Genomic DNA, 13,215 nt, shown 5'->3' on the forward strand with positions numbered 1-13,215 from the left:
GGCTATGCGAATGGTTCAGTACGTGAACCAGTGGTTGTCGCGCCAATTACCGGGCTACTGTGCGTTTTGCCTGTCGGCGGATTGCGGTGAGCAGGGGTGGTGCGCGCAGTGCTTTCGGGAGCTGCCTTGGAACACGCCGGCATGCCCGCAATGTGCCGAACCCTTGCCCGCTGGTGGGGGTGGACGCTGTGGCCACTGCCTGGTAGCGCCCCCTGCCTTTACGCATACAACGGCGGCGCTACGCTACCTGGAGGGCGTGGCAGAACTGGTGCATGACTTCAAGTTTCATGGTTCCGCGCGAGCGGGAACGCTGTTGGTCGAATTGATGCTCTGCAAGCCTCCGGTGCAACTGGGGGGCGCGTTGTTGCCGGTGCCCATGCACCCTTCCAGGGCGCGCGAGCGAGGCTTCAACCAGGCCCAGTGGTTGGCCAGACAATTGGGAAAGCGGCTACAGCTTCCGGTGCTGGAGGCTGAGTGCCACAAGCGGCTACCCTCGCAACGGTCGCTGAATCGAGCCGAGCGTCAGCGTAACCTCGCAGGAGCCTACCGCGTGGCGGGGCCACTGCCAGAATGGGTCATCATCATCGATGACGTGGTCACGACGGGTGCCACGGGGCATGCGCTGGCGTTGGCGGCTCAGGCGGCGGGTGCCACGCGCGTGGACGTGTGGGCGGCGTCTCGCACGCCGCTGGAGAAGAGTTGATATACTGGCTGGCCCAATGAAAGGAGTGATCCATGGCGCACCCGTTTAGCAGCCTGTCGCCCGACCTGGTGATGTCGGCCATCGAGTCGGTGGGTTCTGGCCCGCAGGCGAGCCCTTTGCCTTGAACAGTTATGAAAATCGCGTGCTGATGTTTCGCGATGAAGAGGGCGAGCGCTGGGTGGTCAAGTTTTATCGCCCCGGACGTTGGGCGGATGCCGCGATTCAGGAGGAGCATGACTTCTTGAAGGAGCTGGCGCTGGCCGGTGTCCCTGTGATCGCGCCATGGTGCTCAGCTGATGGCGTTTCATTGCATCACTTCCAGACTTTCCGCTTTGCGCTTTTCCCCCAATGTGTAGGCCAGGCGCCAGAGCTCGATAACCCGGCACACCTGTTTGCGCTGGGAAATGTCTTGGGGCGCTTGCATGATGTTGCCGCTCGCCAGCGGTTTCAGCATCGGGAGAGTTTGTCGCTCACGGATGGCGTTACCGATGCTGCGCAGCGAGTCCTGGCAAGCCCTCATTTGGACAAGTACCAGTCCCGGGCATACCAGGCCGTGGTGGAAAAGTTGATGGGGCACCTGGAGCACGTGCAGCTAAGCCCCGACGCCTATCTGCGGGCTCATGGTGACTGCCATCTGGGTAATATCCTGGGGCGGGATGATGACTTTACGCTGGTGGATTTCGATGACTGCCTGATGGCGCCCGCCATCCAGGATGTCTGGATGCTGCTGCCTGTAGACGACCCTGAGCTGTGGCGTGGGCAGCTGGGTGAGTTGATCGAAGGATATGAAGAGGTAAGGGCATTCCCTGAGCATGAGTTGGCGTTGATCGAGCCATTGCGCGCCTATCGCTTGATTCGTCACGCGGCCTGGCTGGTATCGCGCTGGGATGATCCGGCTTTTCCTGCTGCTTTTCCCTGGGTGACAGAGCGAGGGTACTGGGATCAGCACATTCGTCTGCTCGAACAGCAGGGCCTGCAGCTGGAATCGCCTTTGTGGCTTGCCGGAGGCAACCGATAAGCTGACCTGTCATTGTCAGGCCAGCTTGTTCAGGCAGCGGCTGGCGCCAGGCTTATTGATTGCCTGCGGGTGCCTGGTCTGGGTCGGGGCGTTCGTTGGGAATAGGGTTGGCGACGCCATCTCCATTGGCCTGCCGACGCGTTGCATTGATCTCGGCGGAGGGGTTGTCCTGCGCATCAATGCTTACACTCTCGTCCAGCGTCAGTAAAAAGCGCTGGCCGGGAGTAAGCTCGCAGTTACCTGACGGGCAATCTATCCCGTATTGCCCATCAGAAGCATAGGCGCTGGCGGCAAATTTCCCTGAGTAAATGGCACTTTCACTGCCTTCGGTTTCGATGCACGTGGCATCTTGCGTGGTGATACGTATGCGCTCGCCGCTCAGTTGGGCATTGGCCACCATCAGGCAATACTCTGGCAGCTCGTGTGAGCTACCCTCGGCCTGGGCAGGGTGGAGGAGAATGTCGTTGTGACGAGCGTGCTGGCTATCAAAGCGCAGGGATTCGACCACCTCTACGCCCACGCTGGCACCACTGGGCAGTGTCAGTTTGGGTTCTGCCGCAAGCACGGGGGTGATGATCGCTGTGCCCATCAAGGCCGTTAGCCAATAGGCTGATGATTTAAATGACATAATCGGATCTCAAATAGTGCACCCGCCTATTTGGCAGGAAAATTGTGCCTTTATGATAGCACAGCACCGATAAGCACGAAGGGGGGTGCGTGTCACTCTGCCACAGCCACTTCATGTGCGTTAGAATAGGCAATTGCATTACTGCATTGTACATAATTTATTTTAAGGTATATTTCCTGTATAAGTTTTTGCTCGCGGCGGGCAAGGCAGCCACAGGGCTGACCCATGAAAGGGCTTTGATGTCTGTGCCGCGCCACCCGTGGCGAGACAGTTTCTCCAAGGCGATCCAGTAAAAGCGAACACGCACCGAATGAAGAGGCCTAACATGACCGACGAAATCGCCCAGCATTACCGTCAAATTATTACTGCCCTGGGAGAGAATCCTGATCGCGAGGGGTTGCGTGATACACCCAAGCGCGCTGCCAAGGCCATGCAGTTTTTGAATGCGGGTTACCAGCAGTCGTTGGAAGAGCTGGTCAATGGCGCTGTCTTCGCGTCGCAAACCGATGAAATGGTGCTGGTGAAAGATATCGAGCTCTACTCCATGTGTGAGCACCATCTGCTGCCTTTCATTGGCAAATGTCACATCGCCTATCTGCCGAGCGGTAAGGTGCTGGGGCTGTCCAAGTTCGCACGTATCGTGGATATGTATGCACGTCGCATGCAAATCCAGGAAAATCTGACCCGTGAAATTGCCGAAGCGGTGCAGCAGGTCACGCAAGCCAAAGGGGTGGCCGTCGTGGTCGAGGCTCGCCATTTGTGCATGATGATGCGTGGCGTCGAGAAGCAGAATTCGAGCATGACGTCGTCGGTCATGCTAGGGGGCTTCCGCACCAACCAGGCAACACGGCAAGAGTTTTTGACGCTCATCAGCTAGGGTCGATACGCACTCAGTTAAGGTACGATACGTACAAGGATTCCTGACGAGAACTTGGTCAAGAGTGCCATTTCGTCTTAGCATGAAGAGGTCAATGAGCCTGCAAGGCCATCCTCTGGTCAGGAGTTTGTCATGGAAGCGCTGAGAGAAACACAGCTTTACTGCCCATTTGCCTATATCGACGGCAGTTGGGTAGCCGCCGACAGCGGCGAGCAAATCAAGGTGGTGAACCCCGCTACGGGTGAGCTCGTAGGTGATATGCCCAAGCTGGGCAAGGCAGAAACCGAGCGCGCCATCGATGCTGCGTACGCTGCACTGCCTGCCTGGCGCGGAATGACAGCGCAAGAGCGTGCCGACGTGTTGATGAAATGGCACGATCTGATGATGGAGCATCAGCAGGATCTCGCCATGCTGATGACCTATGAGCAGGGCAAGCCGATCAAGGAAGCCGCCGGCGAGATTGCCTATGCGGCCAGTTTTCTACGCTGGTTTGCCGAAGAGGCACGTCGAGTCTACGGCGAGACCATTCCTGCAGCCAAAGCCAATCAGCGTATCGTGGTGACCAAGCAGCCCGTGGGCGTTGTCGGTGCCATTACGCCGTGGAATTTTCCGGCGGCGATGATCACCCGTAAAGCCGGTGCTGCCTTGGCAGCGGGCTGTACCATCGTCGTGAAGCCTGCCAGCCAGACGCCGTTCTCGGCGACCGCCTTGGCGCTGTTGGCCGAGCGGGCGGGCGTGCCGCGTGGTGTGTTCAACGTCGTGCCCGGGCGTGCGGCAGATATTGCAGAGGCGCTCACTCACTCTTCCAAGGTGCGCAAGATCACCTTTACAGGCTCGACCGAGGTAGGCAGCCAGTTGATGGCCCAAGCCGCTGAGCACGTTCAGAAGATTTCGCTGGAATTAGGCGGCAACGCGCCCTTTATCGTGTTCGAAGACGCCGATCTGGACGCTGCCGTCGAAGGCGCCATGGCCGCCAAGTTCCGTAATGCGGGGCAGACGTGTGTCTGCACCAACCGCTTCCTGGTGCAGTCCAGCGTCATCAATGCGTTTTGCGAGAAGCTGGCTGTGGCCATGAACAGCGAGCTGAAAGTCGGTGACGGGACGCGAGAAGGGGTCAACATTGGCCCGCTGATCGATGAAAATGGCGTCAAAAAAGTCAGTGAGCACGTTCAGGACGCCATCGACAAGGGCGCCGAGCTGTTGCTAGGGGGCCACCCGCATCCATTGGGGGGGAATTTCTTCACGCCCACGTTGGTCAGCTTTGCCAACGACAGCATGAAAGTGGCCCAGGAAGAGACGTTCGGCCCCTTGGCAGCGGTGTTCCCCTTCGATGAAGAGGAGACGGCGGTCGAGATGGCCAACGATACCCAGTATGGTCTGGCCGCGTATTTTTATTCGCGTGATCTGGCCAGGGTGTGGCGCGTGGCCGAAGCGCTCGAGTATGGCATGGTGGGGATCAATACTGGGCTGATTTCAAACGCGGCCGCGCCCTTTGGCGGTGTCAAGGCATCCGGCTTGGGGCGTGAAGGGGGGCATCAGGGGCTGGAGGAGTACCTGGAAACCAAGTACCTGTGCATCGATCTGGGGTGACGCTCAAAAACCCCCTGCGAAGTGCTTCGCAGGGGGTTTTTAAAGGCTTAGTGGCGGAAGTGGCGCATGCCGGTGAAGACCATGGCAATGCCCGCTTCGTTGGCCGCATCGATAACCTCTTGGTCACGCATTGACCCACCCGGCTGAATCACCGCAGTGATGCCAGCCGCCGCGGCGGCATCGATGCCATCGCGGAACGGGAAAAAGGCATCCGACGCCATGACGGAGCCAGGCACCGTGAGCCCTTCATCGGCAGCCTTGATACCCGCAATTTTGGCGGAGTAGACGCGGCTCATCTGGCCTGCTCCCACGCCAATCGTCTGGCCAGCCTTGGCATACACGATCGCGTTGGACTTGACGAACTTGGCCACGCGCCAGGCAAACGCCAGATCACGCAACTCTTGCTCGGTGGGCGCACGCTCGCTGACCACCGTCAGCTCCGCTTCACTGACCATACCCTCGTCGCGCTCCTGGACCAACAGCCCGCCATTGACGCGCTTGAAGTCGTAGGCAGCCTGCGGTTGGCCTGGCCAATGTGCGCTGACATCCAGCAGGCGCACGTTCTGTTTTTCAGCCACGATAGCGGCCGCTTCATCGCTTACCCCGGGGGCAATGATGACTTCCACGAACTGACGATCAACGATGGCGCGGGCGGTGGCGGCATCCAGGGCGACGTTGAAGGCGATAATACCGCCAAAGGCGCTGGTAGGGTCGGTGGCAAATGCCTTGTCGTACGCTTCCAGGGCGTTGGCGCCCACCGCTACTCCGCAGGGGTTGGCGTGCTTGACGATGACGCAGGCGGTGTCATCGAAAGCCTTGACGCACTCGAAGGCAGCATCGGTATCGGCCACGTTGTTGAAAGAGAGCGGCTTGCCTTGAAGCATGCGAGCGGTAGACACGCTGGGCTCGCTGGCCTCGGGGTCGACGTAGAAAGCTGCCTGCTGGTGCGGGTTTTCACCGTAGCGCATGTCCTGCTTCTTGTGCAGTTGCAGGTTGAACGTGCGCGAGAAGGTAGTTTCTTCGCTGGCCACTTTGCGGCCCAGGTAGTCGGCAATGGCGCCGTCATAACCCGCCGTGTGTTCGAATGCCTTGACGGCCAGGTCGAAACGCGTCGGCTGAGTCACCTGGCCGCCATGCTCGGCCAGCTCGTTCAACACGCGGGAGTAGTCGTCCGCGTTGACGACGATAGTGGTGTAGGCATGGTTCTTGGCGCAGGCGCGCACCATGGTAGGGCCACCAATATCGATGTTCTCGATGGCGTCTTCCAGCGTGCAATCCGGTTTGGCGATGGTGGCCGCGAACGGGTAGAGGTTCACCACGACCATGTCGATGGGGCTGATATCGTTATCGGCCATCACGGCGTCGTCCTGACCGCGACGGGCCAGAATGCCACCATGGATTTTGGGATGCAGGGTCTTGACCCGGCCGTCCATGATTTCTGGAAAACCGGTATGTTCGGAGACTTCGGTCACGGGGACGTCGTTCTCTTGCAACAGTCGGTAGGTGCCGCCGGTCGAGAGCAGTTCGACGCCATGTTTCACGAGGCCCTGTGCGAACTCGACAATGCCGGTTTTATCGGAGACGCTCAGCAGGGCGCGGCGGACGGGGGTAGCGGTGCTATCAGCCATGGGAGTGCTCATATATCAGGTCTAGGGTTGGAACAGCCAGGTTTAAAAACGGCAACGCCCCTTAAGGGGCGTCACGATCGATCAGTCCATACAGCTTGAGCTTTTTGCGCAGCGTGCCGCGGTTCAGGCCCAGCACGTCGGCGGCACGGGTCTGGTTGCCGTCGGTGTGCTCCAGCACGCAGGCCAGTAACGGCGCCTCCACTTCGGCCATCACCATGGCATACAGGTCCGATGCCTGACCTCCATCAAGGTGCTCGAAGTAGCGACGCATGGCCGTTTCGACAGCTTCCCGCAGCGGTTGAGGCTGGGCCGTGGTCGCCGGGTCCGCCAGGGTGCCCGCCAGTGGCGATGAACTTTCGCTTGAGAGCAGGTCGCGTTCAGTCATGCGGCATGGGTTCCTTTGGCTAGCAAATGCTGGGAGGCGCTATGGGTCATGGCGTCATCAATCCATTGAAACTGCGCATCGGGTGATGCGAGCGCATTGAACTGCTGCTTCAAGCTGCGCTGCTCGGTATGGGTGAAGCGCGTGTCTTCATCGAGATACCAGCCCACATGTTTGCGCGCAATGCGCACGCCCATGGTGTCGCCGTAGAACGCGTGCAGGGCGTGCAGGTGCTCGGTCAACACCTGGCGGCGCTCTGCCAGCTCAGGGGTGGGCAAGTGCTCGCCATGGGTCAGGTAGTGAGTGATCTGCTGGAAGATCCACGGATTGCCCTGGGCACCACGACCAATCATGACCGCATCGGCACCGGTATGGCGCAGCACGCGGGCCGCCTTCTCTGGCGAAGTGATGTCGCCATTGGCAATGATGGGAATGGAGAGTCGTGACTTGATCTCGGCGATGGTGTCGTATTCGGCTTCGCCTGTGTAGCGCTGCTGGCGGTGGCGTCCATGCACGGCCAGCGCCTGTATGCCTGCCGACTCGGCCAGTTGGGCAATCCGCAGGCCATTGTTAGAGTCGGCGCACCAGCCCGTGCGAATCTTGAGCGTCACGGGAATATCGACGGCGCTGACCACCGCATCGAGAATCTCGGCCACCAGGGCTTCATCGCGCAGCAGCGCTGAGCCAGCGGCCTTGTTGCACACTTTCTTGGCGGGGCAGCCCATGTTGATGTCGATGATCTGCGCGCCCAGTTCGGCATTCAGGCGGGCGGCTTCGGCCAGCATCTGCGCATCGCCACCGGCAATTTGTACCACCCGGGGTGCAGGTTCACCCTGATGATCCATACGCAGCTGGGATTTGCGCGTGTGCCAGAGCGAAGGATCGGACGTGACCATTTCACCCACCACCCAGCCTGCCCCCAAACGCCGGCACAGCTGCCGGAAAGGACGATCGGTGACACCGGCCATGGGCGCAAGTATCACGGGGTTGGGCAGTTGATAAGGCCCAATCGCAGGGGGCTGGATAGTCATCATGGTCATGGCGGTGCACTTTGATAGGCATGAAAACGACGAATAGCGCGTTTCAAGGGAGCGTATGATACGCCTACTCGCCGCAGTAATGAAGGAAAGCGCAGCAAATTATGCGGGTCTCCAGCCGGTCAAGCGTACCCAGCCTTCACGCAGGGTCGGCTCTTCCATGATAAGTCCCTGGGCTTCATATGCTTCCAGTACGTCGTTGGCCTGCTTGGCAAGAATGCCCGAGAGCGCAATGTGGCCTCCGGGTGCCACGTGGCTGGCAATCATGCCCGATAGTTCGACCAGCGGGCCGACCAGAATGTTGGCCGTCACGATAGGGTAGGTCTGGTCATCGGCCAGTTGCTCGGGGTAGTAAAGTGACAAGGCCTGTTCGGCAATACCGTTGCGCTGCGCATTGTCGCGACTGGCTTGCAGCGCCTGCGGGTCGATGTCGGTTCCGTCGGCGCTGGACGCCCCCAGTTTCAGGGCAGCAATGGCCAGAATGCCTGAGCCGCAGCCCACGTCCAGCACGCGCTGGTGGGTCAGAACGCCTTGCACGGCCAGGTGGTCGAGCCATTCCAGGCAGAGAGCCGTCGTGGGATGGGTGCCGGTGCCAAAGGCCAGGCCGGGGTCCAGGATCAGGTTCACCGCCTCTGCTTCTGGGGGCTCCAGCCAGCTGGGCACGATCCACAGCCGCTGGCCCATGCGTAGGGGGGTGAAGTCATCCATCCATTCCCGCTCCCAGTCCCGGTCGGCCAGCAGCTCGTACTCGATGGTGGGGCAGGGTTCGCCGGGCATGTGTTCTGCCCAGGCGGCCTCGATACGCTCCAGCATCTCGCTGATGCCATCGAGGTCGTCATACAGTCCCGTCAGGACGGTGTCTTGCCAGAGCGGCGTGGTGCCACGCTCCGGTTCGAAGACGGGGTCGTCGTGGGCATCCTGAAGGCCGATGGCCGTAGCACCCTCGTCCAGCAGCAGCTCTTCAAGAAGCTCGGCCTGCTCAGGAGCAACGTGCGCTTTTAATTGCAGCCAGGGCATGAGAAGTCTCCACGGGGTCAGTGAATGGTCATGAAACGCTCACGGGGTGGCAATCGCCACCCCGCGTAGACAACCTGGCGTTACTCCGATGAGGAGGCGTCAGGTTTGCAAGCATCAGGTCAATAACTAGCTGCTCAGCTTCTTTTCCAGATAATGGATGTTGACGCCACCCTGGCGGAAATAGCTGTCTCGAACCAGGTCTTTCTGCAGGTCGATGTTGGTTTTGATGCCTTCCACCAGCAGTTCGTCCAGCGCATTGCGCATGCGGGTCAGCGCAATGTCGCGATCGGCGCCCCAGGTGATCAGCTTGCCGATCAGCGAATCGTAATGCGGTGGAACGGTGTAGCCCGTGTAGAGGTGCGAGTCCATGCGAACGCCCAGGCCACCTGGGACGTGGAACAGCGTCACTTTGCCAGGAGACGGCATGAACGTGCGGGCGTCTTCGGCATTGATACGGCATTCGAAGGCATGCCCATTGAGCTGAACGTCTTCCTGGCGAATCGACAGCGGCATGCCGGCGGCGATGCGCAGCTGCTCCTTGACGATATCCACGCCGGTGACCATCTCCGTCACGGGATGCTCCACCTGAACCCGGGTGTTCATCTCGATGAAGAAGAACTCACCCTCTTCGTAAAGGAACTCGAAGGTGCCGGCGCCGCGATAGTTGATCTCGATACAGGCTTGGCGGCAGGCTTCCAGAACCCTGGCGCGTGCCTCGGGGTCCAGGCCGGGCGCTGGGGCCTCTTCCAGCACCTTTTGGTGGCGGCGCTGCAGGGAGCAGTCCCTGTCGAACAGGTGAATCGCGTTACCTTGACCATCGGCAAGTACTTGCACTTCGACATGGCGAGGCTTCTCGAGAAACTTCTCCATATAGACCGTGCCGTCACCAAAAGCAGCATGCGCTTCGGTGCGGGTGACGGTAATGGCAGACAGCAGGTGCCCTTCGGTATGCACCACGCGCATGCCACGCCCGCCGCCACCGGCCGCGGCCTTGATGATCACCGGGTAGCCAATGCGGCGCGCAGTGGCCAGATTGGTGGCATCGTCATCGCCCAGAGGGCCATCCGAACCGGGAACGGTTGGTACGCCTGCTGCCTTCATGGCCTCGATGGCGCTGACCTTGTCGCCCATCAAGCGAATGGTCTCTGCGCGGGGGCCGATAAAGGTAAAGCCAGAGCGTTCTACCTGCTCGGCGAAGTTGGCGTTCTCGGAAAGGAAGCCATAGCCCGGGTGAATCGCGCTCGAGTCCGTCACCTCAGCGGCGCTGATCAAGGCTGGGATGTTCAAGTAGGATTGCGCGGAAGAAGCAGGGCCGATGCAGACGGCTTCGTCTGCCAGGCGAACGTGCATCAGCTCGCGGTCGGCTTTGGAGTGAACCGCTACGGTCTTGATGCCTAGCTCTTTACACGCTCGCAAGATGCGTAGGGCTATCTCGCCGCGGTTCGCGATAAGTACCTTGTCCAGCATGGGAGAGTCCACCCGTATCGTAATGAAAGATTAAGCGAGGACGATCATGGGCTGATCGAATTCCACCGGCTCGCCATCTTCCACCAGAATGGCTTCGACCACACCATCACGGTCGGCTTCGATCTGGTTCATCATTTTCATGGCTTCGACGATGCACACGGTGTCGCCTTGCTTTACGGTGTCGCCAACTTCCACGAAGGCCTTGGCGCCAGGGGCCGGGCTGCGGTAGAAAGTGCCGACCATGGGAGAGTTGACGGCTTCACCGCGATAGCTGGCACCTTGAGGTTCCGCTTCGGCGCTGGGGGCGCTTGGCGCAGGAGCCTGCGGCGCGTATGCGGGCTGGGCGTATTGTGGCATTGGCTGTGGCTGCCAGCTGACTCCATTCGGATGGCGGCTGATACGCACTGATTCTTCGCCTTCCTGAATTTCGATTTCGCTGATGTTGGACTCTTCCAGCAGCTCGATCAGCTTTTTGACCTTACGAATATCCATCTATATAGCCCCAAACGTTAATCAATAAAACACGGCGCAGCAGGTCGAACCTGCCTGCTTGCGTGCGGCGCAGTAAACCTGATTTTAAAACGAAGAGAACGCTGCACGATGGCGAACGTTACCCCTGTGTCAACGCTAAAAGATGAGCTTTTTAGCAAATATGGCTGCGGAGTTTGCCGAAAAAGTAGCGCACTGTCCAGTGGTCGCCTCAGGCGTGGCTAATTTTGCGACTTAAACGACCGTTTGACGACGTTGGCGACAAAGCGCTAAAAAAATGGCCAGCGCACCGTACTGCGCTGACCATGTCATTCAGACTAGTGCAAGGCTAACCTTGCTGCCACCGCTTGAGTGAATCGAGGTGCTGCGTTAGTGCTTGTGCCGTGACTTCGCCCTGTATACGTGCGTCGCGCACTTCTTCGCCTTGATGAAAGAACAGCAGGCTGGGCGGGCCAAACAGGTCGAAATGATTCAATAGCTCTCTGCTGTTTGCGTTGGTATTGGTAACATCGACTGCGACACGCTGAAAATCGTTCAATTGCGCGGCTACTTGCGGATTGGGATAGACGTCTCGCTCCATTAATTTACAGGATATGCACCAGTCGGCAGTGAAGTGTACGAAGACTGGCTGATCGGATTGAGCAGCTTGTGCCAGCTGGGTTTGTAGCTCGCCCAGCGTACTAACCGTTTCAAACGGTAGTGCCGTTTCAGTAGTGGTGGTCGAGCTGCTGCCCAGCGTCAATGGGCGTAGTGGGTTGGTGCCACCCTGAGCCGCCCCCAGTACCAGGGCTATCCCCCAGGCAAGCAGCATCAGGCCCAGGGTTTGGCGTGCCTTGGCCCAGCCCGACGCGTGCTGGAGCGTCAAGGCTCCCAGCGTCAGGGCAGTCCCGATCGCCAGCGCTGCCCAGAGCAGCAGGCCGATGGAAGGTGCCACAAGACGTTCGATCATCCAGATGGCGACCCCTAGCATCAGCAAGCCAAACGCGATCTTGACGCCGTTCATCCAGGCGCCCGAGCGCGGTAGCAGCGTCGTGCCAAAGGTGCCGACCAGCAGTAGCGGCACGCCCATGCCCAGGCCCAGTGCAAAGAGGGCGGCACCGCCCACCATGGCATCGCCCGTGGACGATATGAACACCAGGGCGCCCGCCAGTGGCGCCGTGACGCACGGTGAAACCACTAGCACCGAGAGCGCTCCCGCCAGGGCCAGGCCTGCCGGGCCGCTGCGCTGGGCTCGCGCCTGCCAGGCGTCGACGGTGTTGGCCACTCGGGGAGAAACGCGTAGATCGAAGGCGCCGAACATGGCCAGCGCAAAGAGGGTGAACAGCAGTGCAAAGGTGATGAGCACCGGCGCTGACTGAAGATGTGCCTGCAGGTTCAAGCCTGCGCCAAACAGCCCCATCAGCACGCCCACCAGCGCATAGGTGCTGGCCATGCCCAGCACGTAGCTGGCTGACAGCACGAAAGCACGGGGTCTGGTCGGGTTTTGCCCTACCACGATGGAGGAGAGAATGGGAATCATGGGCAGCACGCAGGGCGTAAAGGTCAAGCCGATACCCGCCACAAAGAATAGCCCTAGCATCAAGGGCAGGCTGGCCTCGCTCATCAGGTGGCGAAAACGGCTGTCCTCGCTTTGCGGGGCAGTAAAGGCTGAGGGTTGGGCGATAGAGGACTGCGCGTCGCTTGTTGATGCAGTATTGGCTGGAGCATCCGTCCCCTGGTGTTCACTCCATTGGGCGAACTGGCTGGGGGGTGACGCTTGCGGAGCTTCCAGCGTTACCCGCTCTGGCGGGTAGCAAAGTCCGGCATCGGCACACCCTTGAAACGTCAGCTCGATATGGGCCGGGCCAGAATGGGGCGCGGAAAAGGGTACTTCGAACACCAGACTGTCGCGAAAGATATAGACGTCGCCCATGAACTCATCGTTGGTGAACGTGCCCTCGGCGATAATGGGGGCTTCCAGGCGGAGATCGTCCTGCAGGCTGGCAACCGCGAGCTGGTGCCGATAAAGATAGTACTCATCGGCAATGTCGATGCCGATATACAGCGTTTCTGCGTCATGCCAGGCGCTGGGTTGGAACGCCTCCATGACAGGCAGAAAATCGCTTTGATTACTGGACGAAAACCATTGGCCTTGCGCCAGCAATGGCAAGCAGGCCAGTAGGCAAAAAAGAGAGAAGCGTTTGAGCAGTAACACGAGGTTTCCTTACGCAGCGGTGTCGAGGCAACAATAGCACGCAGAATACCGTAACCGTTCGCCCAGGCGTAGCGGCTGCGGTGACGTGACGCGCTACTTCATGTTCGCTTAACCCAGTATGCAAAAGGCCGCCCGAAGGCGGCCTTGGACGAATCATGGCAGAACGTTTGCCACTTGAACGTCGA

11 protein-coding genes and 1 pseudogene are annotated in these 13,215 nt (G+C 59.7%); 4 read left to right on the plus strand and 8 right to left on the minus strand.

Annotated features, from left to right (window positions below):
* Both HSS18214_RS17750 and HSS18214_RS17755 read left to right on the plus strand, forming a co-directional pair.
* A partial coding sequence (locus HSS18214_RS17750) for a ComFC family protein (protein ID WP_337459480.1) occupies positions 1-703 on the plus strand: 703 nt, incomplete at its 5' end.
* Positions 704-735: 32 nt separating this feature from the next.
* Positions 736-1,721, plus strand: a pseudogene (locus HSS18214_RS17755) (serine/threonine protein kinase).
* Positions 1,722-1,773: 52 nt separating this feature from the next.
* Here HSS18214_RS17755 and HSS18214_RS0102395 read toward each other — a convergent pair.
* A complete protein-coding gene (locus HSS18214_RS0102395; RefSeq protein WP_040460754.1) occupies positions 1,774-2,349 on the minus strand; it encodes a TraB/TrbI/VirB10 family type IV secretion system protein in 576 nt (191 codons plus the stop codon).
* A gap of 325 nt (positions 2,350-2,674) precedes the next feature.
* On the opposite strand from HSS18214_RS0102395, the gene folE reads away from it, so the two are divergent.
* Positions 2,675-3,226 carry a GTP cyclohydrolase I FolE gene (gene folE, locus HSS18214_RS0102400; protein WP_016913712.1) on the plus strand — a complete coding sequence of 184 codons (552 nt, stop codon included), beginning with the start codon at positions 2,675-2,677 and terminating at the stop codon, positions 3,224-3,226.
* Between the two features lie 132 nt (positions 3,227-3,358).
* Positions 3,359-4,816, plus strand: a complete 1,458-nt coding sequence (locus tag HSS18214_RS0102405) for an NAD-dependent succinate-semialdehyde dehydrogenase (RefSeq protein WP_016913713.1) — start codon at positions 3,359-3,361, stop codon at positions 4,814-4,816.
* Positions 4,817-4,863: 47 nt separating this feature from the next.
* On the opposite strand, the gene purH is transcribed toward HSS18214_RS0102405, so the two are convergent.
* The 7 genes from purH to dsbD all read right to left on the minus strand — a co-directional run bounded on the left by purH (position 4,864) and on the right by dsbD (position 13,030).
* Entirely contained in the window at positions 4,864-6,444 is a 1,581-nt protein-coding gene (gene purH / locus HSS18214_RS0102410) for a bifunctional phosphoribosylaminoimidazolecarboxamide formyltransferase/IMP cyclohydrolase (RefSeq protein ID WP_016913714.1), read from the minus strand.
* Between the two features lie 61 nt (positions 6,445-6,505).
* A complete protein-coding gene (gene fis / locus HSS18214_RS0102415) occupies positions 6,506-6,829 on the minus strand; it encodes a DNA-binding transcriptional regulator Fis (RefSeq protein ID WP_016913715.1) in 324 nt (107 codons plus the stop codon).
* Complete coding sequence (gene dusB, locus HSS18214_RS17760; protein WP_016913716.1) at positions 6,826-7,866, minus strand: tRNA dihydrouridine synthase DusB; 1,041 nt, start codon at positions 7,864-7,866, stop codon at positions 6,826-6,828. Before dusB ends, fis begins: the two co-directional genes overlap by 4 nt.
* Before the next feature lie 99 nt (positions 7,867-7,965).
* The gene (gene prmA / locus HSS18214_RS0102425; RefSeq protein WP_016913717.1) at positions 7,966-8,880 is read right to left on the minus strand and encodes a 50S ribosomal protein L11 methyltransferase; all 915 of its coding nucleotides are present in this window, start codon (positions 8,878-8,880) and stop codon (positions 7,966-7,968) included.
* A 126-nt stretch (positions 8,881-9,006) separates the two neighbouring features.
* Positions 9,007-10,347, minus strand: a complete 1,341-nt coding sequence (gene accC / locus HSS18214_RS0102430) for an acetyl-CoA carboxylase biotin carboxylase subunit (protein ID WP_016913718.1) — start codon at positions 10,345-10,347, stop codon at positions 9,007-9,009.
* A gap of 30 nt (positions 10,348-10,377) precedes the next feature.
* Positions 10,378-10,839, minus strand: a complete 462-nt coding sequence (gene accB / locus HSS18214_RS0102435) for an acetyl-CoA carboxylase biotin carboxyl carrier protein (RefSeq protein ID WP_016913719.1) — start codon at positions 10,837-10,839, stop codon at positions 10,378-10,380.
* A 325-nt stretch (positions 10,840-11,164) separates the two neighbouring features.
* The gene (gene dsbD, locus HSS18214_RS0102440) at positions 11,165-13,030 is read right to left on the minus strand and encodes a protein-disulfide reductase DsbD (RefSeq protein ID WP_016913720.1); all 1,866 of its coding nucleotides are present in this window, start codon (positions 13,028-13,030) and stop codon (positions 11,165-11,167) included.
* Positions 13,031-13,215 lie beyond the last annotated feature (185 nt).

The organism is Vreelandella stevensii S18214 (assembly GCF_000275725.1).
In the GTDB taxonomy this organism is placed as follows: Bacteria; Pseudomonadota; Gammaproteobacteria; order Pseudomonadales; family Halomonadaceae; genus Vreelandella; species Vreelandella stevensii.

Bases quoted from the DNA above. Each gene is read 5' to 3' on its own strand.
- HSS18214_RS0102405 (WP_016913713.1), top strand. From the start codon at position 3,359: ATGGAAGCGCTGAGAGAAACACAGCTTTACTGCCCATTTGCCTATATC.
- folE (WP_016913712.1), top strand. From the start codon at position 2,675: ATGACCGACGAAATCGCCCAGCATTACCGTCAAATTATTACTGCCCTG.
- fis (WP_016913715.1), bottom strand. From the start codon at position 6,829: ATGACTGAACGCGACCTGCTCTCAAGCGAAAGTTCATCGCCACTGGCG.
- prmA (WP_016913717.1), bottom strand. From the start codon at position 8,880: ATGCCCTGGCTGCAATTAAAAGCGCACGTTGCTCCTGAGCAGGCCGAG.
- HSS18214_RS0102395 (WP_040460754.1), bottom strand. From the start codon at position 2,349: ATGTCATTTAAATCATCAGCCTATTGGCTAACGGCCTTGATGGGCACA.
- accB (WP_016913719.1), bottom strand. From the start codon at position 10,839: ATGGATATTCGTAAGGTCAAAAAGCTGATCGAGCTGCTGGAAGAGTCC.
- accC (WP_016913718.1), bottom strand. From the start codon at position 10,347: ATGCTGGACAAGGTACTTATCGCGAACCGCGGCGAGATAGCCCTACGC.
- purH (WP_016913714.1), bottom strand. From the start codon at position 6,444: ATGGCTGATAGCACCGCTACCCCCGTCCGCCGCGCCCTGCTGAGCGTC.
- dusB (WP_016913716.1), bottom strand. From the start codon at position 7,866: ATGACCATGATGACTATCCAGCCCCCTGCGATTGGGCCTTATCAACTG.